This window comes from Corynebacterium sp. HMSC074A09, assembly GCF_001811545.1.
Classification (GTDB): Bacteria; Actinomycetota; Actinomycetes; order Mycobacteriales; family Mycobacteriaceae; genus Corynebacterium; species Corynebacterium hiratae.
The window spans coordinates 167,977-187,904 of sequence record NZ_KV805156.1; the positions used below are offsets into that span (position 1 = coordinate 167,977).

The 19,928-nt window shown below is 60.6% G+C and carries 17 protein-coding genes; 9 read left to right on the forward strand and 8 right to left on the reverse strand.

The window, feature by feature from the left end:
• Positions 1 to 822, forward strand: coding sequence for an ABC transporter ATP-binding protein (locus HMPREF2807_RS10450; protein WP_070512639.1), 822 nt, complete (start codon positions 1 to 3; stop codon positions 820 to 822).
• A complete protein-coding gene (locus HMPREF2807_RS10455; protein ID WP_070512643.1) occupies positions 819 to 2,408 on the forward strand; it encodes an ABC transporter permease in 1,590 nt (529 codons plus the stop codon). The genes HMPREF2807_RS10450 and HMPREF2807_RS10455 overlap by 4 nt, the downstream gene beginning before the upstream one ends.
• An 85-nt stretch (positions 2,409 to 2,493) precedes the next feature.
• On the opposite strand, the gene HMPREF2807_RS10460 is transcribed toward HMPREF2807_RS10455, so the two are convergent.
• Entirely contained in the window at positions 2,494 to 2,943 is a 450-nt protein-coding gene (locus HMPREF2807_RS10460) for a DUF2631 domain-containing protein (protein ID WP_046648059.1), read from the reverse strand.
• Positions 2,944 to 3,097: 154 nt separating this feature from the next.
• Here HMPREF2807_RS10460 and dxr point away from each other — a divergent pair, with 154 nt between their 5' ends.
• The 5 genes from dxr (at position 3,098) to map (ending at position 9,590) form a co-directional block, all read left to right on the forward strand.
• On the forward strand, positions 3,098 to 4,288 hold the full coding sequence (gene dxr / locus HMPREF2807_RS10465) for a 1-deoxy-D-xylulose-5-phosphate reductoisomerase (protein ID WP_070512646.1): 1,191 nt from the start codon (positions 3,098 to 3,100) through the stop codon (positions 4,286 to 4,288).
• Positions 4,289 to 4,303: 15 nt separating this feature from the next.
• A complete protein-coding gene (locus tag HMPREF2807_RS10470) occupies positions 4,304 to 5,512 on the forward strand; it encodes a M50 family metallopeptidase (RefSeq protein WP_049155399.1) in 1,209 nt (402 codons plus the stop codon).
• 64 nt (positions 5,513 to 5,576) lie between these two features.
• Positions 5,577 to 6,740 carry a flavodoxin-dependent (E)-4-hydroxy-3-methylbut-2-enyl-diphosphate synthase gene (gene ispG, locus HMPREF2807_RS10475; RefSeq protein WP_046648061.1) on the forward strand — a complete coding sequence of 388 codons (1,164 nt, stop codon included), beginning with the start codon at positions 5,577 to 5,579 and terminating at the stop codon, positions 6,738 to 6,740.
• Between the two features lie 57 nt (positions 6,741 to 6,797).
• Positions 6,798 to 8,648: a penicillin-binding transpeptidase domain-containing protein gene (locus HMPREF2807_RS10480; protein WP_070512648.1), complete on the forward strand. Its 1,851-nt coding sequence runs from the start codon at positions 6,798 to 6,800 to the stop codon at positions 8,646 to 8,648.
• A gap of 69 nt (positions 8,649 to 8,717) precedes the next feature.
• Positions 8,718 to 9,590, forward strand: coding sequence for a type I methionyl aminopeptidase (map, locus tag HMPREF2807_RS10485; RefSeq protein WP_046648064.1), 873 nt, complete (start codon positions 8,718 to 8,720; stop codon positions 9,588 to 9,590).
• A 232-nt stretch (positions 9,591 to 9,822) separates the two neighbouring features.
• Here map and HMPREF2807_RS10490 read toward each other — a convergent pair whose 3' ends face one another.
• The 4 genes from HMPREF2807_RS10490 to HMPREF2807_RS10505 form a co-directional block, all read right to left on the reverse strand.
• Positions 9,823 to 10,224, reverse strand: a complete 402-nt coding sequence (locus HMPREF2807_RS10490; protein ID WP_070512652.1) for a hypothetical protein — start codon at positions 10,222 to 10,224, stop codon at positions 9,823 to 9,825.
• A 35-nt stretch (positions 10,225 to 10,259) separates the two neighbouring features.
• Positions 10,260 to 10,676, reverse strand: a complete 417-nt coding sequence (locus HMPREF2807_RS10495; RefSeq protein ID WP_049155406.1) for a hypothetical protein — start codon at positions 10,674 to 10,676, stop codon at positions 10,260 to 10,262.
• 341 nt (positions 10,677 to 11,017) lie between these two features.
• Positions 11,018 to 12,403 (reverse strand): mycothione reductase, encoded by a 1,386-nt coding sequence (mtr, locus tag HMPREF2807_RS10500; protein WP_070512655.1) that lies wholly within the window; start codon positions 12,401 to 12,403, stop codon positions 11,018 to 11,020.
• Between the two features lie 56 nt (positions 12,404 to 12,459).
• On the reverse strand, positions 12,460 to 13,473 hold the full coding sequence (locus HMPREF2807_RS10505; RefSeq protein ID WP_070512720.1) for an alpha/beta hydrolase: 1,014 nt from the start codon (positions 13,471 to 13,473) through the stop codon (positions 12,460 to 12,462).
• A 300-nt stretch (positions 13,474 to 13,773) separates the two neighbouring features.
• Here HMPREF2807_RS10505 and mqo point away from each other — a divergent pair, with 300 nt between their 5' ends.
• A complete protein-coding gene (gene mqo / locus HMPREF2807_RS10510; protein ID WP_046648068.1) occupies positions 13,774 to 15,276 on the forward strand; it encodes a malate dehydrogenase (quinone) in 1,503 nt (500 codons plus the stop codon).
• Between the two features lie 276 nt (positions 15,277 to 15,552).
• Here the strand turns inward: mqo and HMPREF2807_RS10515 are convergent, their stop codons facing one another.
• Both HMPREF2807_RS10515 and HMPREF2807_RS10520 read right to left on the reverse strand, forming a co-directional pair.
• Positions 15,553 to 16,941, reverse strand: coding sequence for a protein adenylyltransferase SelO family protein (locus HMPREF2807_RS10515; protein WP_070512658.1), 1,389 nt, complete (start codon positions 16,939 to 16,941; stop codon positions 15,553 to 15,555).
• Complete coding sequence (locus tag HMPREF2807_RS10520) at positions 16,934 to 17,749, reverse strand: PhzF family phenazine biosynthesis protein (protein ID WP_070512662.1); 816 nt, start codon at positions 17,747 to 17,749, stop codon at positions 16,934 to 16,936. The genes HMPREF2807_RS10515 and HMPREF2807_RS10520 overlap by 8 nt, the downstream gene beginning before the upstream one ends.
• A 51-nt stretch (positions 17,750 to 17,800) precedes the next feature.
• Between HMPREF2807_RS10520 and HMPREF2807_RS10525 the strand changes: the two genes are divergently transcribed.
• Positions 17,801 to 19,114 (forward strand): DUF4921 family protein, encoded by a 1,314-nt coding sequence (locus tag HMPREF2807_RS10525; RefSeq protein WP_180963892.1) that lies wholly within the window; start codon positions 17,801 to 17,803, stop codon positions 19,112 to 19,114.
• A 79-nt stretch (positions 19,115 to 19,193) separates the two neighbouring features.
• On the opposite strand, the gene yaaA is transcribed toward HMPREF2807_RS10525, so the two are convergent.
• The gene (gene yaaA / locus HMPREF2807_RS10530) at positions 19,194 to 19,916 is read right to left on the reverse strand and encodes a peroxide stress protein YaaA (RefSeq protein ID WP_070512666.1); all 723 of its coding nucleotides are present in this window, start codon (positions 19,914 to 19,916) and stop codon (positions 19,194 to 19,196) included.
• Positions 19,917 to 19,928: the final 12 nt, after the last annotated feature.

Genomic DNA, 19,928 nt, shown 5'->3' on the forward strand with positions numbered 1-19,928 from the left:
ATGCTTATGACTCATCCTTATCGTGCGGACTTAGCCGCCGATCCGCGCACCCAAGCTCTTGCGGTGCGCGACCTGCGCAAGTCCTTTGGTTCTCAGATCGCTGTCAATAGCCTCGACTTGGATGTTCCACGCGGATCCATCTACGGGATAGTGGGGCCCAATGGTGCGGGCAAGACCACGATGCTGACCATGGCCTGTGGTCTCCAGCGTCCCGATTCGGGCTCCAGCTTCATCGCTGGTCACAATGTGTGGGAGGAGCCCATTCCCGCCAAGCGGGCCATGGGTCTGCTCATGGATGGTGCGCCGGTCTTTGACCGCCTCACGGGCGCTGAGTATCTCCACTACCTCGGTGCTTTGCACAAGCTGGAACGCGCCGAGTCGCTGCGCCGTGCGCAGGAGCTTCTCGACGCCCTCTCCCTCTCCGATGCCGCCGACAAACGCATCGCGGATTATTCCGCCGGCATGACCAAAAAGATCCTCTTGGCCGGCGCCGTCCTGCACAACCCGGAGGTGCTCATCCTCGATGAGCCGCTGGAAGCCGTGGATCCGGTCTCCGGGCGCCTCATCCAGCAGATGCTGCGCGCCTATGCTGCGCGTGGCGGCACGGTTATTTTGTCTTCGCACGTCATGGAGCTTGTTGAGGGGCTTTGTGACCACGTTGCCATCATCAACGGCGGCCAAGTCATCACCGCAGGCCACGTTGAGGATGTCCGCCAGGGCCAAAGCCTGAGCGATCTGTTCATCGCGGCCGTTGGGGGACGGGATCTGGACGTCTCGAAGTTTGGGTGGCTGCGCTCCCCGTCGGCAGGTGAGCGCGAATGACGTCCACTCTGTTCAGGCTTCACCGCACCCTGTGGTGGCGCAGTGTCGCCTCCAACCCGTCGACGCTCATCATGGGGCTGATGATGCTTCTCTACGGGGCTATCGGTCTCGTTTCGCTCGCCTTCATGGTGTATTCCGATATCACCACCCCGGGTCACGGTTACCAAGCGCTGACCGTCGGGGTGGCAGGCGGCATGCTCATCTACGTTCTCCTCGCTCTTTTCATGCCGGCGGGGGAGAACCAGTTGAGCCCGACAACCCTGGGAGCTCTTCCTCTGACTCCCCGCGAGGTTCTTCCGGGCCTCTTCCTTTCCAGCTTGTTGACTACCCGCGCCATCATGTCGGTTGTCTTTTCCCTGGTATATGCGATCATCGGCAGCATCTTCCTTATACTGACGGGGCCTGGGTGGGCCGCAGTGCCCTTCGTCGTCGGCATGGTTCTCTCGTGTGCGACGACCATCATCTTCGGCGAATGCCTTGGCCAAGTGGCTTCCGCCATCGCGGATTCCCAGAAATCCCGCACCCAAATCGCGGCGATGGTGGTTATGGGCCTGCTCGTCTTTGGCATGCTGCAGGCGCAGAGCGTCCTGGAGTCTTTGCCGCCTCTTCACGCGGTGGGTGCCGTTAGCGCCTGGACCCCGTTTGGTGCAGGGGTGGGGTGGGCGCTCGCGCTTGCCGACGGCCACTTCCTCACCGCCCTAGCCCAACTGCTCATCGCGGTGGCCAGCCTTGGCCTGTTGGCATGGGGGTGGTCCCGTCAGATAACCGGCCTCATGCGCAATCCGGGAGCGGGTGGTGACGCAGCCAGCGAGGTGACGGGCAAGGGAGTATCCAAGTTGGAGTTGGGCGCGTGGTCTTATTCCAGTCCGGCGGCGATGGAATATACCCGCGCGTTGCGTTATCTCACCCGTGACAAGCGGCAAACAGGCATGCTGTACATGATGCCTCTGTTTGGCGTGGTGACGCTCTATCAGCTGTGGAAGGGCGATGATTTCACCGCCTATTTTATGCTGTGCTTCAGCGCAATCGTGCTCTCTTCGCTCTTGGCTAATGATTATGGCTTCGACGGGCCATCGAATTGGGTTCACATGGTGGCGCCGGTTGCCCCGCGCACCATCCTTCATGCGCGCCACCTCGCACACGTGACTATTCCTTTGATTGGGTTTGTTCTGCTTGCTGTAGTGGTTCTTGTCTTTAGTGATGACGTCACCTTGGGCATGGTGAGCACAGCTGTGGCCCTAGGAGTGTTTATCTCCACGGCGGCGGTGGGCTTGGGGTTGACGGTGCTCAATCCTTATCCTTTGTCCGCCCCTGGGCAGAACCGGTGGAATGATAAATCTGGCTATTCCGCTGGTGCTTTTCTCACTGCGTTCGTCGGCATGCTGTTGGTATGGGTGCCCGCGCTGCCCGGCATCGTGGTTTCTGCCCTCGTTTACGAGCGAGGAGGCTGGCTGCTTTACGTTGCGGTGATGGTTTCGCTACTGGTCCCGGCGCTGGTTTACGCCGTTGTCTGGCGCTTTGCCGGAAACAGAGCGCAGGAGCGAACCCCGGAAATCTACGCGGTGGTCAACCGTTACGTGACCTAGGGGGCGAAAAAGATAAAACAAAGCTCCCTTTTAGCAGGCCATTCGTGAACTGCAGAAAGGGAGCTTTGCGTAAAGCGAAGAAGCGTTAGTTAGCCACCGGCTTGGCAGCGTGGCGGCCTTCGGTCACACCACGAAGGTGGGCAACGCGAGAAGGCTCGATGTTGAGGGCACGTAGCTCATCATCGGTCAGGGAAGCGTAGACGTTGTGAACGGTCTTCTGCTCGTATGCCCAGTCCGGCTCCTCGTGGCCTACCGGCTTGTTGCGGGCGGTCAGGGTGCGCACCTGGGAGAGCTTCGGCTGCAGGGCGTAAATCACCAAACCGAGGGCGATAAGGACTGCCAGGGTGATGAGCCAGATCGTCTCCACGTGGCCCTTGTGGTTACCAAAGTTATAAGCAAGCAGGAACACGACGGACGTCCAACCGGCGATCTGTACGCCCGAGCGGCTGATGCGGGACCAACCGAAACCTGCGGACGGGACGTCATCGGTGGATACGCCGTCGAAAACCTGCGATGCCGGCTTGTGGGAAGACACTTGCTCTCCTTTGCGTGTACATGCAGCTCACCCTGGTTAGAACTTGTTGACTCGAGCGAGCGCACGAAAAATGCCAGTTATTCTGTGTAGTAGTTTAAATGATCCTGCCGACAACCGCGATTAAACACCCCCGCCTTTCGCTATCGGAGCGCCTATGACTCCGGCTAGGGTGAACAGGGTGAGTACCCAACGCATTCTGATTCTCGGCTCTACTGGTTCGATTGGCACCCAGGCTCTGGAAGTTATCGCGGATAATCCGGATAAATTCACAGTCGTGGGTATCGCTGCTGGTGGGTCCAACCCACAGCTCGTCATAGAGCAGGCCCGCGCTCTCAACCTTTCGTTTGACCACGTGGCCGTCGCTAAGCCCGAAGCAGCCCGCACCGTTTCCGAGGCTCTCGGCGGCGCTGTGCTGTCGGGCCCAGACTCCGCAGAACAACTTGTCAAGGCCATCGATGCGGATAAGGTTCTCAACGCGCTTGTTGGATCCATGGGTTTGGCATCCACCATCGCCACTTTGGAGAAGGGCGAGCTGTTGGCGTTGGCGAACAAAGAATCTCTCGTCGCCGGCGGCTCCATCGTCACCCGCTTGGCGGGGGAGGGGCAGATTATTCCGGTGGATTCCGAGCATTCCGCCATGGCGCAATGCTTGCGTGCGGGCAGCGGTGTGGAGCTTGAGCGCCTCGTTCTTACCGCCTCTGGCGGTCCTTTCCGCGGGTGGACCCGCGAGGAGATGTGGGATGTCACCCCGCAGCAAGCAGCGCAGCACCCGACGTGGTCGATGGGGCAGATGAACACCCTGAATTCGGCGACTTTGGTGAATAAGGGCCTTGAGCTCATCGAGGCGACCTTGCTGTTCGACATCCACCCGGACCTTATTGATGTCACCGTTCACCCCCAATCCATCGTGCACTCCATGGCCACCTTCACCGATGGCTGCACGATTGCGCAGTGTTCCCCGCCGTCGATGAAGTTGCCGATCTCGTTGGCGCTGGACTGGCCACACCGAGTACCCGGCGCTCAGCCGGCGTTGGACTTTTCCGCCGCTCATGACTGGCGCTTCGAGCCGCTCGATGACGAAGCCTTCCCAGCCGTTCGCCTTGCCCGCGAGGTGGCCGCTGCCGGCGGCACGCATGCCGCTGTATATAACGCTGCGAACGAGGAGGCAGCGGCTGCTTTCCTGGCGGGCCGCATCCACTTCCCGGAAATTGTTGACGTGGTTAGCCACGTCGTGGGTCAGGCCTCGGAGTTCGCTGGTGTACCCTCTAGCGTCGATGATGTCCTCGCCGTGGAAGGTGAGGCCCGCCGTCGCGCAAATGCGTTGGTGGATTCACTCGCTCGTTAGAAAGCCGTCTACTTTATGGCAAATGTCCTCGGCATAGTCCTCTTCGCCTTGGGGATCGGCATTACCGTTGCCCTGCACGAGGCCGGCCACATGTTCACCGCCCGTGCCTTCGGTATGCGTGTGCGGCGTTACTTCATTGGCTTTGGTCCGCGCGTCGCATCCTTTACGCGCGGCCACACCGAATACGGCCTCGCAGCTCTTCCAGTGGGTGGCTTTTGCGATATCGCGGGCATGACGGCGCAGGATGAGTTCCTCACAGAGGAGGAAGAGCCCTACGCCATGTACAAGAAGCCGGCGTGGCAGCGCGTCATCGTGCTGGCCGGCGGCATCACGGTGAACCTCTTGTTGGGTTTCATTATCCTGCTGCTCATCGCCATGACCACGGGCCTGCCCAACCCAGACGCGGATGTCCGTCCGCGCGTTGGTGAAGTGTCCTGTGCTGTGAACCAGAAGGCTGACGGCACCCTAGATTCCTGCCAAGGGCTGGGCCCAGCTGGTGAGGCGGGCGTGGAGTCCGGGGATATCGTCCTAGCACTCAATGGCGAGACCATGGACTCCTTCGCGCAGCTGCGCGATACGGTCATGAACTATCCCGGCGATACCGTCACCCTCACCGTTGAGCGCGATGGCGCTCCGCGTGACTTCGATATCACCCTGGCGACGGTGACCCGGCTCAACGCCGAGGGGCAACTGGTGGAGGTCGGTGCCATCGGCATGAGTAACCAGGTAATCGACATCAGGGAGACCTACTCCTTTGTCGACGCTATCCCGGCGACCGCCCGCTACTCGGGCTATGCACTCAACGCCACGGTCCAAGGACTCGCGCAATTCCCAGCGAAAATCCCTGGCGTGGTGGCTTCCATCTTTGGGCAGGAGCGCGATGTCAACGGGCCGATGTCCGTGGTGGGTGCTTCCCGCGTAGGCGGTGAACTGGTGGAGCGCAGCCTGTGGTCTTCCTTCTTTATGATGTTGGCCACCCTCAATTTCTTCCTCGCGCTGTTTAACCTCATCCCGTTGCCGCCTTTTGATGGTGGTCACATCGCCGTCATCATCTATGAGAAGATCCGCGATGCTTTGCGCCGCCTCATGGGCAAGGAGCCGAAGGGGCCGGCAGACTATACCAAGCTCATGCCGATTACTTATGTGCTGGCTTTCCTCCTCATGGCGGTGGGCGCGCTCATCATGATTGCGGATGTGGTCAACCCGATTCGGCTCTTTGGCTAGTGATCCCGCTGTCTTGTGCGGTGCTAGAGTGGGGGCGTTAAACCCCAATTAGCAAGGAGCGCACATGTCGACCCCTATTGGTCTTGGAATCCCCGACGGCCCACCTCCTACCTTGGCGCCGCGCCGCAAGACGCGCCAGCTCATGGTTGGCCAGGTGGGCGTGGGCTCTGATCACCCCATTTCAGTGCAGTCGATGACCACGACGAAGACGCACGACGTTAACGCCACCCTCCAGCAGATTGCCCAGCTGACCGCATCGGGCTGCGACATCGTTCGCGTTGCCTGCCCGAAGACGGTTGACGCGGAGGCTTTGCCCGCGATTGCCAAGAAGTCTCCGATCCCGGTGATCGCCGACATCCACTTCCAACCCAAGTACATCTTCGCTGCCATCGACGCCGGCTGCGCCGCTGTTCGCGTTAACCCGGGCAATATTAAGGAATTTGATGGTCGCGTGAAGGAAGTTGCCAAGGCGGCGGGCGATGCCGGTATTCCGATTCGCATCGGCGTCAACGCAGGTTCCTTGGACAAGCGCATCATGGAGAAATACGGCAAGGCAACCCCAGAGGCCCTCGTCGAGTCCGCACTGTGGGAAGCTGGCCTCTTTGAGGAGCACGGCTACGGAGACATCGCTATTTCCGTAAAGCACAATGACCCAGTCGTCATGGTAGAGGCCTACCGTCAGCTCGCCGCTCAGTGTGACTACCCGCTGCACCTTGGCGTCACCGAGGCCGGCCCCGCATTCCAGGGCACCATCAAGTCTTCGGTTGCTTTCGGCGCCCTGCTTGCCGAAGGCATCGGCGACACCATCCGCGTGTCCCTCTCGGCGGATCCGGTGGAAGAAATCAAGGTCGGCGACCAGATCCTGCAGTCCCTCAACTTGCGCCCGCGCAAGCTGGAGATTGTCTCCTGCCCGTCCTGTGGCCGCGCACAGGTGGACGTCTACAAGCTGGCCAACGAAGTCACCGAAGGCCTCGACGGCATGGAATTCCCGCTGCGCGTGGCCGTCATGGGCTGCGTGGTGAACGGCCCGGGCGAGGCCCGCGATGCAGATCTCGGTGTGGCCTCTGGCAACGGCAAGGGCCAGATCTTCGTCAAGGGTGAGGTCATCAAGACCGTGCCCGAATCCAAGATCGTGGAAACGCTCATCGAAGAAGCAATGCGCCTGGCAGAAGAACAGGGCCTGGAGGCCGTGGAAGGCGCCAAGGCTGAGGTTCGCGTTACCAAGTAGCACGCCTGCGGTGTGGGGTGGCCGCCGCGCCGCCCCAGGCTGCTACGCTGCCCAAGCATGAAGAGGTTCGTGGCGCTGCTGGGTGCGGTAGGTTTCGCGGCGTCGTCTGTGGTGGGATGTACCCCCAAGCCGGTGTCCGCACGCCCAATTGCAGAAGAGTTTCTCGAGAGCATGGAAACTCGCAACAACGAAGAGCTGGTGCAGCTGATCGACGATGGCTCGACCGCCACGAACACCCTTGACGCCACCTTCGCGGGCCTGCAAGCAGAGGGCCTCGACGTCGAACTGACCGGGGTAGATCAGGAAGAGGCTCAGGCCACCGCGCACTATTCAGTGACGTGGACTCTGCCGCGTAATCGTTCCCTCCGCTATGACACGTCTATGGCCTTGACTCGCAAGGACAAGGACTGGACTGTCCGCTGGCAGCCCAGCATCATTCACCCCGATCTCGGCGCGCACCAGCACCTCGAGCTGCGCTCAGTCGCGCCGAAGCGCGCGGGCGTGGTCTCCTCCGATGGCGTTGAGCTGATGTCACCGGGGCTGCAATACCGCCTTGTTGTCGACACCGACGCTGTTGATGACCCGCGCCCGCTGGCAGCTAAGGTTTCCGGCGCTTTGAGCCAAGCGCATCGGGAGGATGACTCCATTCCGGAGGTTGATTCTGGCGAACTTGCTACAAACCTCGAAGGGATCGATGGTTCCTATTCGGTCACCATGCTCAACGAGGCCCAGGCAGCGAGGCTGCGTCCCGTTCTGGAAAACCAGAAAGGGATTCGCTTCAATGAGGAACCGGCGCTCATCACTCGCGATACCGGCCTGGCACCCGACATCCTCTCCCGTGTACGATCCATGGTTTCTGAAGAAGTCGATGGCAAGAATGGTTGGTCCGTCTCTGTCGTGAACGAACACGGGGCTGCGCTATCCGACGTCGAGTATCACGAGCCCGAAGCGGCTCCGTCCATCAAGGTTTCGCTGGACTATGACGTTCAGCGTGCTGCGCAAGAAGCCATTAATCTGCACCCCGGGTACGAGGCCATGATTGTGGCCATGCGCCCCTCCACGGGCGAAATTCTGGCCGTGGCGCAAACCCCGGAAGCAGATAAGAAGGGCGACATCGCCCTCCAAGGCCAGTTCCCTCCCGGATCGGTCTTCAAGATTATTACGGCCTCGGCGGGCGTCGACAAGCAAGGCCTGTCCACAGATTCCATCGTGCCCTGCCCGGGCACCATGGATCTGTACGGGCGCACCGTGACCAACTACAACGGGTTCTCGCTCGGCTCGGTACCGCTGCGCCAAGCCTTTGCACAATCCTGCAACACCACGTTCGCGCAGATCTCGACCGACCTCCCCAAGGGTGAGCTTCGCGACGTGGGCAAGCAATACGGGCTGGGCATCGACTACGAGGTGCCGGGGCTCTCGACGATTACCGGTTCGATCCCAGAGGGAGAAACCCCGCTTGAACGCACGGAAGCGGGCTATGGCCAGGGCCTTGACCTTGTCTCTCCCTTCGGCATGGCGCTTGTTTCTTCGACGGTAGCGGCTGGCAAGACCCCGACGCCGACTCTCATCGAGACACGGGAGACCAAGGTTTCCGAGGAGGTCCCCGCGCCGAGTGAGGAGACGCTGAATCAGGTACGGGACATGATGCGTCAGGTGGTGGCGAGCGGTACTGCGGCGGGTATGCAAGCACAGGGAACCATTTATGGAAAGACCGGTGAGGCAGAAATCAACGACGGCTCGCACGCGTGGTTTACCGGCTTCCGCGATGATGACATTGCTTTTGCCACACTCGTGGTGTTGGGCGGTGGCTCGACGATTTCGGTCAACATCACTGATAACTTCCTACAGCGTTTGGACGCCTTCCGCGCGGAAGGCCACGGCGAGGTTGCTCCCGCACAAGAGCAATAGCGCGCGCTTATGAGCGCGCCAATGGTGCTCTTTGTCGGGTGCTGGGGAAGAGGGCTACCATGAGTAGTTATGACTAAGCGCGCGATGCTGAAACAAGAAAAAGATACTCCAATCCGCACGGTACCGAAGGATATTGAACGCCCAGAGTACGTGTGGAAGGATACGGTCCAGGAAGCGCAGGGCGAGCCGTTTGTGCAGACCCCGGAGGTCATTGAGGCTATGCGTGAGGCCTCACGCATCGCGGCCAACGCTCTGCAGGAAGCCGGGAAAGCTGTTGCTCCCGGCGTGACCACGGATGAGATTGACCGCGTTGCGCACGAGTACATGTGCGATCACGGTGCCTACCCGTCGACGCTGGGGTACTTGGGATTTCCCAAGTCCTGTTGCGTGTCCCTCAATGAGATTGTATGCCACGGCATCCCGGATACCACGGTGATTGAGGATGGCGACATCGTCAATATCGACGTCACAGCCTTCAAGAATGGTGTGCATGGCGATACCAACGCTACCTTCCTCGCGGGTAATGTCTCAGAGGAGCACAAGCTGTTGGTGGAGCGTACGAAGGAAGCGATGATGCGCGGCATCAAGGCCGCGAAGCCCGGCCGTGAGATTAACGTTATTGGTCGCGTTATTGAGTCCTACGCCAATCGTTTCGGCTACAACGTGGTTACCGATTTCACTGGCCACGGTGTGGGCCCCACCTTCCACAACGGCCTCGTCGTGCTGCACTATGACTCTATGACCTACCGCGACATCCTCGAGCCGGGAATGACGCTGACCATCGAGCCGATGATCAACCTGGGATCGCTGGACTATGAGATTTGGGACAACGGCTGGACCGTCCAGAACACCGATGGCAAGTTCACCGCCCAGTTCGAGCACACCATCGTTATCACCGATGATGGAAACGAGATTCTTACCCTGCCTGGTGAACTCGACTAGCCTAAGAGGCGGTAAGGCTCGGTCTTAAGACAGTACCTCTTAAGACGCATAGAGCTGCCCTTGTTGACGAAAGTGCTCCGGATTCTTCAAGGATCCGGAGCACTTTCGTCAGTTTGGAGGGGGTGCGTGCGCCCGTTGCGCCAGAGGTCGGAGATAGACAAAGCGCCCACCTCCGTATAAGGAGATGGGCGCTTTCTAAGGCGCTGAGCTAATCAGCGAGTCCGCGTACTAATTAGCGGCGGAAGATCGGGTCCAGCACGTGTGCCGGAATGATGTGGTTGTACACAGCGAAGTTGTACGCAGCGAACAGGGCACCTGCAATGGCGGAGCCGATAGCAGCGTAGGTGCCCTCACGCCAAGCCTTAGCCCAGGTCGGGTTGGTGGTGTCATCAGCGGTGTTCTCGCCGAAGAGGTCAGCGCCGGTGACCTTCTTGTCACCCTCGGTAGCGTCGCCCCACTTGGAGGACAGGGTAGCGTCGCTGTCGTCCTCCTTGACCTTCTCGTTTGCGGAGGACAGCTCGGAGGAGAGGGAGGTTTCCTCGGTGTTCTCAGCAGCGAAAGCAACGGAGGTGCCAGCGAAAGCAACGGAGGCGGCGGTTGCAGCAGCAACAGCGGCGGTGCGGAAGTTACGCATGAAGTTTAAGCCTTTCGGAAAGTGTGTGGGGCGTCTTAGAAGGACGGGCCGTGGACGAAGAAGTTGTAGACCACGCCGATGAGGCCGGCGATGGAAGCGACGGCGCTAGCAACGCCTACGCCGTAGAAGGTCTTGGCCCAGGTCGGCTGGTCGCCGATGGTGGTGCACTCGCCAGCTTCGCCCTCATCGCAGTGCTCAGACTTGGAGGAACCAAAGATGGCACGGCCGTCAGCCTCGGTGCCGATGTTGTCGTCCTCGTCGACGTTGAACCAGCCGCCAACCTTGGAGGACAGGGAGCCCTCAGGCTTGTCGTAAGGCTGACCGCCCTTTGCGTCTTCGACAGCTTCGGTGGTGTTGGAGCCGTCGAAGGTGGCTGCGGTGGCAACGGTGGAGCCGCCGAAGGCAACTGCGAGAGCGGTAGCGCCGGCGAGGGCTGCATTGCGGATACGCATATCAAAATTCCTTAATGTCGTACGTGCAAGGCCTCCTGGCGGAGGAGCCTCGATTCACAGGGATAGGGATGAGTTTGGTATCCCCAAAACACACTGAGCCGACAGAGACCATCGACTCGTTCCGGTGTCTGTATAAAACCTATCCAACGGTCAGCCAAAATGCACGCTAGTTGGAGCGTTCTTTTACGCAAGCGGCAGGGGTACCCCCAAATTGGGTTAAACCCTGAAAGCTGGCTGAGTGATGTTGCGGGCGTTAAGGCGGCCTTGTAATGCCAATAGATAAATAAGGGGAAGTTAGTTCAAGGGTAGTGTGAAATAAATCACTGAACGATCTGTAACGATCACTCTAGCCACTCTAGTCCCAAAACGGCATTTTCGACGACCTCCGGCAACGCCGGGTGGATCCAATACTGTGAACGGGCGAACGTGCGCATGTCGAGGCCGTAGCTCATTGCGGTGACTAACTGTTGTATGAGCGTGGAGGCTTGCGGGCCCATGAGGTGGGCGCCGAGCAGTTGTCCGGTGGCGCGGTCGGCCACGAGCTTGCAGATGCCCGTTGAGTCCTCCATGGCCCAGCCATAGGCGACATCGCCGAAGTTCTGTACCTTTACTGTCACGTCGTAGCCCTGCTCGCGGGCCTGGGCTTCGGTGAGACCCACGGTCGCAATTTGTGGGTGAGTGAAGACGGCGGCGGGAACGTGCTTGTGGGGCATGGGCTGAAGATCCTCTGGGTGCAACAGGTTGTGCTGCACTGCTCGCTGCTCCGCGTTGGCGACGTGCTTGAGCATGTAGGGCGAGGAGACGTCGCCCAGCGCCCACACGCCCTCACAAGTGGTGCGGCCGTACTCGTCGACCTTGATGCGCCCGTCTTCGTGTATCTCGATCCCACTGGCGGAGAGATCCATCTGGTCGCCGTTAGGCTGGCGGCCGGTGGCGACAAGGATTGCCTCTGCTTCTAGGACGTCACCGTTATCCAAGGTGAGGCGCACACCGTTTGCGGTTTCTTCCACCTCCGTCGCGCTACCAATGCGGACATCGAGACGCTCTCGCAGGATGTCGTTGAAGCGTGAGCGCAGGTCTTCATCGAGGAAGCGGAGAAATGTCTCCGAGCGGTTGACCACGGTCACCTTGGTGCCCAGGCCGTCAAAGACATGGGCGAACTCCATGGCGATGTAGCCGCCGCCGACAACGATGAGGCTGCGGGGCTGCTTATCCAAACGCATGATGTCTTCGTTGGTATGGATCGGGGCAGTTGCGCTGGCATAGGGTTCAGGTAGTACCGGGCGCGAACCGGTAGCGATGACGATGTTGTCGCCAGTGATAATGTCCTCGCCCACCTGCAGGGTCTTTGGCCCGATGAACCGCGCGTGTTGGTCAAAGACCGTAATATTTGGGGTCTCCTCGCCGCGGCGGTACTCTTCGCCGCCTTGGGCGATCAGATCAATGCGGTTGTCGAAGACGCGCTTGACAATGCCCTCCCAGTCCACAGCGTCCACGTGGGCGCTGACGCCAAGGCGCGTGGCTTCACGCGCAGCAAGCGCAACGTCGGCCGCATAGACGTACATTTTTGTAGGGATGCAGCCCACGTTGAGGCAGGTACCTCCGAAGGTTCCCTTTTCAATGATGGCGATAGATTTATCGTCAAACTCGGGGGAGGGGATGGAGTTTCCCGACCCGGTGCCAATGATGACGAGATCAAAGTGCTGTGCAGAAGTCATGGCGACCATTCTAAAGGTTCTACAGCCGCGGCTTCTGGAGGTCGAAGAGCGCGCAGCGCGCACACTTATTGAGCACGCTGTTCTGCGTTTATCGGTGCAACGACGCGAAGCCACTCGGCCGCGGAATTCAGCGCGTCCTCCAACGGTTCGGGCCGAGAGAGGAAAAGGTCGTGGCGGCCATCTTTGACGACGTGGAGGGTGTAGCGCGAGCTCAGCTCCTTAGCCCAGCGCTGGCTTTGCCGGACATCGACGACGACATCGGCCGTGTTGGAGGACTCGTTATAGGGCTGATCAAGTTGCGAGCGCGCCGAGGTCATCGTCAGCAGTGGAACTCCAATGGTGATACGCCCGGAATGGATGGCGTCGAAGCCGTGGAAAACAGCAGCGACCCAGCCCAAGTATTTCGCGTGCCCGCCCAGCGGTTTCAAGCGGCGATCAAAATCCCACTCGCCCTGTTCGTGGGAATGGATGGATTCTCCGTAGGTGGTGAGATCCCCGGCGGGTAGCTCGACGCGTGGAGCGATAGCAGCGCCGGCATAAACTATGCGCTTGACCACCTCATAAGCGCCGTCCGACATTCCCATCATGGCCAGCCAAGGGCTGTTGAAAACGACACCGGCGATACGGCTGAAACGCGCGGGGTCGTGGCGGCGAAGACGATCAAGCCACAGAGCGATGATGGTGCCGGCTGTGGAGTGTCCCATGATGACGACACGTGGGTTGGGGAGGGCGTCGAGGGCCGCGTTGAGGTCGGCATCGTAATACTGCACATCACTGATGTAGTGCCAGGTTTGTCCCTCCCGGCGGGAGCGACCACATTTGCGCAAATCGACTGCATAGAAGGCGTAGCCGAGCTCATAGAAGTAGCGGGCAACGTGCTCGTGGAAGAAGTAGTCTGTCATGCCGTGGACCCACACTAGAGCGGGGCGATCGTCGTGGGCGTTGGCGGCGGGGCTGTAGCGCACGAGAGTCGCGCAGACATCGCCTTCGCCATCGGGATCGGTGCCGAGCTCGAGCGTGGCAGCCTGAAAGTCTGGGCCGAGAAGATCTTCTGACCATTCGAGTTTGTCAAATGTCATGGAGTTCATGATAGGTCGTGCGGTCAGATCCGTCCGGATGGGCGGGGAGCTGAGCTGATATGCCCTGCACCTCAAAAGGGGTGGTGGTTTGGGATTCGGGCATTTATGTTTCGAGGAATGCCTATTTCGCAGGAAGGGGCGTAAGGTGGAATTAATGCTTGACGGATCTTCCTGAGTGGAGGTCTGTATGCCGGCTTGGCCTTAGCATCGTCGAGCGCTTTCTCACCGCGCCCTGCGCACCCACATGCGCAGGGCATTTGACCACATCGAATACATCGACTCTAAGAGGTAATAAGTACAGTGTCCTCCGATAAGAAGACAGCACAAGTAGTAGACGAGGTTGAGGTCGCACTCATTGGTGCAGGTATCATGAGCGCCACCCTCGGCGCCATGCTGCGTGAACTCGAGCCCAGCTGGACTCAGATGGTGTTCGAGCGCTTGGACGGTCCTGCTCTTGAGTCCTCCTCCCCGTGGAATAACGCCGGTACGGGCCACTCTGCACTGTGCGAGTTGAACTACACCCCGGAGAAGAACGGCCGCATTGACGTTTCCAAGGCCCTGAACATCAACGAGAAGTTCCAGGTTTCTCGCCAGTTCTGGTCCCACCAGCTCAACAACGGCATCCTCACTGACCCGAAGGCCTTCATCAACCCGGTTCCGCACGTGTCCTTCGCGCAGGGTTCCATTCAGGTGGATTACCTGAAGCGCCGTTTCGACGCGCTGAAGGACAATCACATGTTCCCCAACATGCAGTTCAGTGATGATGACGCCACCTTCCAGGAGAAGCTGCCCCTGATGTCTGAGGGCCGCGATTTCGGCTCCCAGAAGGTGGCCATTTCGTGGACCGATGCCGGTACTGACGTTAACTTTGGCGCCCTGGCTAAGCAGTTCTTCACCGCAGCTAAGGCTGCAGGCACCGAGATCCGCTACGGCCACGAGGTCGTCGATATTAAGCGTGACGGTTCCAAGTGGCGTGTGGTAGCAAAGAACCTGCACACCGGTGATTACGAAGCTGTCCACGCCAAGTTTGTCTTCGTCGGCGCGGGCGGTTACGCGCTCGATCTGCTGCGCAAGGCAGGTGTCCGTGAGGTCTCTGGTTTCGCGGGCTTCCCGGTCTCTGGCCTGTGGCTGCGCTCCAAGAACCCGGAGCTGGTCAAGCAGCACCACGCCAAGGTCTATGGCAAGGCTGCCGTCGGTGCTCCGCCGATGTCCGTGCCGCATCTGGACACCCGTGTCATCGACGGTGAAGAAGGCCTGCTGTTTGGCCCCTATGGTGGCTGGTCCCCGAAGTTCCTGAAGAAGGGCTCTTACCTGGACCTGTTCAAGTCCATCCGTCCGGACAACATCACCTCCTACCTGGGCGTGGCAGCACAGGAGTTCGGCCTGACCAAGTACCTGGTTACTGAGGTCCTCAAGGACTTCGACAAGCGCGTCGAAACCCTCAAGGAATACGTCCCGAGCGCCGATCCGGCCGATTGGGAGACCGTCATCGCTGGCCAGCGCGTCCAGGTCATTAAGCCGGCGGGTGCACCGCAGTTCGGCTCCTTGGAGTTCGGTACCACCCTCATCAACAACCCCGAGGGCAGCATCGCCGGCCTGCTCGGCGCTTCCCCGGGTGCCTCCATCACCCCGGCCATCATGGTCGAGCTGCTGGAGCGCTGCTTCGGTGAGCACATGATTCAGTGGGGCGACAAGATTCAGGAAATGATTCCGTCCTACGGCACCAAGCTCTCCAAGGACAAGAAGCTCTACGAGGAGATGTGGGAGTACACGCAGAAGACCCTGCAGCTTGAGTCCAAGTAGTCCCGCTTTTCGCTTCGCAGGTAACTCTCAGTAACTGGCAGGAAGCGTCCAGTGCATCGGAACGCTTCGCCAAGGAGGATGCTCCATACTTATGTTGTGCGTTTGAGAGAGCGCATGCGAGAGATAGAGAGAACCCCAGCCGCGCGGGGCGGTCGGCCTGAGAAACCGACTGGGAGCGTGGCAGTGAAAGATAGAGACACACCACCGCCCCGAGACTCCGTTTCCTTTCCTACGGAGAACTCGGGGCGGTGGTGTGTTCCCTTCTGTTTTGCACTCTTAGGTGCCGCAGTAGGTGAGATACCCCTCCGTGCCACCGGGCTGTTCATAGTCCGGTGCGGGGTCGAAGGGGTGGGTCGTGGCCTGGAGAAGGCGGGAGAACTCATCAAGATCGCCCAGCGCGGCTTCGACCAGACGCGGGCGGGGAATCACACGCGGCACGCTTCGCTCGAGTCGCGCAACGTCGGGGCCACTCGCGCAGTAGGCGTCAACGAACTGCGTGCCCGCGAACGCCTCATAAGCGGCTGCCGGTGTACCTGCCGCGGCGCTGACGAGAGCTCGGTGGGCCTGAGTGAGGTCTGGGCTCGCCTCAGTGAGTGCGGTGCTGTAGTCCCGAAAAAGCTCTTCAGGCATCTGCAAGCGCTGCAGTGCTTCGGCTCGCCGTGCTTTCTCGAAGCGTTCCGCAAAGGAATTGATGGCTTCCTGGGCCCAAGCGAGGGCGGAGTCAGGGGAGTCGTCGAGAAGCGGCAGCAGGGATTCAGCGAGCCGCGCGAGGTTCCATCCCACCATGTCGGGCTGGCGGCCAAAGCGGTAGCGGCCCTGCGTATCGATGGAACTAAACCAGGTATCGGGATCATAGTTTTCCAGGAATGCGCAGGGGCCGTAGTCGATGGTCTCGCCCGATAGCGTGGTGTTATCCGTATTCATCACGCCGTGGATAAAGCCCAGCTGCATCCATCCGGCGACCGTAGCGGCTTGCGCATCCATGGCACGGATGAACAATTCCTGATAGTCGGCACCGGGGTAGTGGCGTTCAATGGTGTAGTCAGCGAGCTGTTCGAGCAATCCGGGCCGCTGAGACTGCGCGGCGAAGTGAAAGGAGCCGACGCGAATGTGGCTTGCGGCCACGCGCACCAGCACGCCCGCCTCCTCCACCACTTGGCGTTGAATGGGGCGGCCGGTGGCAAGGACCGCGAGGGGCCGAGTAGTGGGTACCCCCAGGGCATGCATCGACTCGGAGAAGAGATACTCGCGCAGCATCGAGCGCAGTGTGCCACGACCATCAGAGCCGAAGCGCGAGTACGGTGTGGGTCCCGTCCCCTTGGCGTGCAGATCCCACAGACCTGCCGGGTTATGGGGAGCGGTGGGGCCTGTGACCTCTCCCAGTAGGAGAGCGCGGCCATCACCCATGGATGGGTTGTACTGCCCGAACTGAAAGCCGGCGTAGGCCATGGCGTGGGGAGCGATGGGGCCGCGGCCGAGGAGAAACTCCACGCCTTCGTCGCTGCGCAGCCAGTCTGGGTCGAGCCCGAGCGCAGAAGCCAGCTGTTCATTGAGCACCACGATCCGCGCCGCGGGCTGTTCCTCCCCTCGGGCCTCGGAGACGAAGTGGGGCAGGCGGTGGGCGAACTCAGTGTGCAGCTCGAAGGGAAGGGAAGGTTTAGGCATCGCAGGACTCCAGAGTGCCGCGAACGCGCACGTGGACGTTGCCGCCCACCCAGATGTTCCCGCCGTCGTCATCGATGAAGACTCGACCAGCGCGTCCTACCTGGCGACCTTGGGCCGCGGTGTAGCGAGCAGGAACTGCATTCTTGGCGCGGAGGAATTGGGCAGCCCCGCCGTTGAAGGACCCGGTGACGGGATCCTCGAAGTGCCCGGTAATGGCTCGTACTTCATACGCGGGGGCATCACCACCGGTGAGGCCGACCACGCCGACCTTCACGCCAGGCGTGGGTGTGGGGTTGAGTTCGCGTACTGCCTCGGCGGAATCCAGCTGGATGAGGCGCCATCCGGGGCCGTTGTCTACCCAGCCGGAGTCAACGATGCGGTCGACGTCAACTCCGAGAACTGCAGCTGCATCGGCTCGTTCGGCATCGCTGAGAGCCCCCTCGCGCACCAAGGGTGGGGTAGCGAAGGCGAAGCGTCCGTCCTCCTGGCGCACGGTGACCAGGCCTACACCGCATTCCTGAATTAAGGTGCCGCTTTTTTCAAGCAGCTCTGCTGCCACCCGGGCGGTGCCCAGCGTGGGGTGGCCGGCGAAAGGAAACTCTTCGTAGGGGGTAAAGATCCTCACCCGGTAGTCCGCGCGTGGATCCGTAGGCGAGCACAGGAACGTCGTCTCAGAGAAATTGGTCCAGTGCGCGATGCGCTGCATCTCTTCGGTGCTCAAGTCATCGGCATCCGCGACCACGGCGAGGGGATTTCCGCTGAACGGACCAGTGGCGAAGACATCTACTTCAAAGAATCGGTGCTGCATGGACCCCAAGCCTAGTCGCACCGGTGGGTGCGGAGGTCTACGCTGGGCTGCATGAGCGAAGCACTCTTTAGCCGCGTCGAGCCCATCCAAACCATGGCTGATGGGACCGTCAAGCAGGTCAACCCCTTCTCCGGAACGGAGGTGTGGACGGTGCCTGGCCGCGGCAACCGCCCGCTCGCGCATCCAGCACAGGACCCACAACCGCTGGCGGCCGATGCTTTCACGCACACCTGCGCCTTTTGCTCAGGCCGCATGCTGGATACCCCACCGGAAAAGTCCCGTATTCTGGCTTCGGGGGAGATTCAGCGCGGCCTCCTTCCTCACGAGCTGGATGAGTCCGTACCAGCCTTTCGCCGCGTGCCCAACCTTTTTGAGATCGTGTCCTATGACTATTGGCACGAGAACTATGGCTTCACCATGGACCCCGACGTGGCCCGCCACAAGGAGCGCTACGAGTCCGACGAAGCTGGGCGCCTGCATGTGCTCAATGTGGTGCGCACCAAGCTCAAGGCGGCGGGGAAGGATGCCGCGCTGGACGACGAATCCCTGCTCGCCCTCGCCGATGGCTTCTTCGGAGGTGGCCACGACGTCATCATTTCTTCGCGCCACTTTGTGGAGGGTGCGGTCGATGATAGTCAGCTCGCGTCCTCCGGCACGCTGAGCCCCGATGAGCACTTCCTGCTGACAACATTCACTGCGGAATCGACGCGCGAGCTCTACCAGCGCAACCGCTATGCCTCTTATGTCGCCGTGTTCCAGAACTGGCTAGCACCGGCGGGCGCGTCCTTCGATCACCTGCACAAGCAGCTCGTCGCTATTGACGCCTTAGGTATGGCTGCCCACCAAGAAAACGCGATTCTGCGGGCGCACCCGAATATGTACAACGATTGGGCGGTTGGCTACGCGGCAAAGCGCAACCTCGTTATCGCCGAAAACGACTATGCGGTTCTCTTCGCCGGCTTTGGCCACCGCTATCCCACACTGGAGATCTTCTCCAAGTCGCCGCGCTGTGAGCCCTGGGAGCAGACCCCCGGTGAGGTTCGCGGGATGTCGGACCTTATCCACGCAGCGCATGCCGCTGTGGGTCCGGATGTGGCCTGCAATGAAGAGTGGCACCACCGCCCGCCCAGCGTGGATCTGCCGCAGCCGTGGCGTGTGATGATCAAGCTCAGGGTATCGACCCTGGCCGGTTTTGAGGGCGGCACGAAGGTGTACATCAACACCATCGATCCCTGGGGATTGCGCGATCGCATCGTGGATGCCATGTTCCGCCTGCGCGAGCGCGGCAAGATTGCCTCCGGTATCGCGATTGCCACTGAGTGCGAGCTCAAGCGCAACAGCTTGCGCTATAACCCATTGGTTTGAATGGCCCCGCTTCTCCGGAGGCAGATAAATTGATAAATAGATAAATCGGCGGGCGTTGATAAATTGATAAATGGATAAATCAGACCACGAGCACCAGCTCGCTGCCGCGCAGTTCGGTGATCATGCCCGCCTCCTGGGCTACGCGGGCGGCATCCTCGAGGGAGGAGACATTCTCGCCCTGCAGGGCCAGCACGCGGGCGAGCTCTCCCTTGTAGTGCTTGTTGAAGTGAGAGACCACCTTGCGGGAGCCATCCTCTTGCACTGTCTCCACGCGCACGGTGGCGACGTCCTTTAACTTTCCCAGCTGCTGGTAGGTGCCCGAGCGCATATCGATGAGGAACTCGCCAGCGTCGACAAGCGCGCGCAGCTCATCCGTGATGGCCGTACCCCACCGAGACTTCAGCGTCCGCCCGCCCAGTTTCGTGTTACCGGAGAGACGGTAGTGCGGGATGAGGTCATCGGCGCGCACCAGACCAAACAATGCATCGCCCACGGCGAGGTAGCTCCGCGCTTCCGGGGGAAGGGTGGGAGCGTCCAGGGCGTCGTAGAGCACGCCGGTGAAACGCTCCAGCGTGGGCATGGTGGGGGAGGAGGCCAACTCACGGTTGGACTCGGCTTCCCCACGCAACTTCTCAGAGAGCTTGAGTACCTCCAGCGCTTCATCAACGTCGAGGGACGACAACTCTGCAGCAATTTCTTGGCGGAGCGGGTTCAGCGCGGGAAAGGAAAGCTCGTCCCAGTTCAGGGCCGCGCCGCTGCCGCCGTGTGCTTTGGTCTCGGAAGGAGGGAGGATGATCAGCATGGCTACATGCTA

Excerpts from the sequence above, each read along its gene's own strand:
- HMPREF2807_RS10515 (WP_070512658.1), bottom strand. The coding sequence starts at position 16,941 with ATGCCTAAACCTTCCCTTCCCTTCGAGCTGCACACTGAGTTCGCCCAC.
- yaaA (WP_070512666.1), bottom strand. The coding sequence starts at position 19,916 with ATGCTGATCATCCTCCCTCCTTCCGAGACCAAAGCACACGGCGGCAGC.
- HMPREF2807_RS10480 (WP_070512648.1), top strand. The coding sequence starts at position 6,798 with ATGAAGAGGTTCGTGGCGCTGCTGGGTGCGGTAGGTTTCGCGGCGTCG.
- HMPREF2807_RS10490 (WP_070512652.1), bottom strand. The coding sequence starts at position 10,224 with ATGCGTAACTTCCGCACCGCCGCTGTTGCTGCTGCAACCGCCGCCTCC.
- HMPREF2807_RS10450 (WP_070512639.1), top strand. The coding sequence starts at position 1 with ATGCTTATGACTCATCCTTATCGTGCGGACTTAGCCGCCGATCCGCGC.
- ispG (WP_046648061.1), top strand. The coding sequence starts at position 5,577 with ATGTCGACCCCTATTGGTCTTGGAATCCCCGACGGCCCACCTCCTACC.
- HMPREF2807_RS10495 (WP_049155406.1), bottom strand. The coding sequence starts at position 10,676 with ATGCGTATCCGCAATGCAGCCCTCGCCGGCGCTACCGCTCTCGCAGTT.
- HMPREF2807_RS10525 (WP_180963892.1), top strand. The coding sequence starts at position 17,801 with ATGAGCGAAGCACTCTTTAGCCGCGTCGAGCCCATCCAAACCATGGCT.
- mtr (WP_070512655.1), bottom strand. The coding sequence starts at position 12,403 with ATGGTCGCCATGACTTCTGCACAGCACTTTGATCTCGTCATCATTGGC.
- HMPREF2807_RS10455 (WP_070512643.1), top strand. The coding sequence starts at position 819 with ATGACGTCCACTCTGTTCAGGCTTCACCGCACCCTGTGGTGGCGCAGT.
- HMPREF2807_RS10505 (WP_070512720.1), bottom strand. The coding sequence starts at position 13,473 with ATGACATTTGACAAACTCGAATGGTCAGAAGATCTTCTCGGCCCAGAC.
- dxr (WP_070512646.1), top strand. The coding sequence starts at position 3,098 with ATGACTCCGGCTAGGGTGAACAGGGTGAGTACCCAACGCATTCTGATT.
- HMPREF2807_RS10470 (WP_049155399.1), top strand. The coding sequence starts at position 4,304 with ATGGCAAATGTCCTCGGCATAGTCCTCTTCGCCTTGGGGATCGGCATT.
- map (WP_046648064.1), top strand. The coding sequence starts at position 8,718 with ATGACTAAGCGCGCGATGCTGAAACAAGAAAAAGATACTCCAATCCGC.
- HMPREF2807_RS10520 (WP_070512662.1), bottom strand. The coding sequence starts at position 17,749 with ATGCAGCACCGATTCTTTGAAGTAGATGTCTTCGCCACTGGTCCGTTC.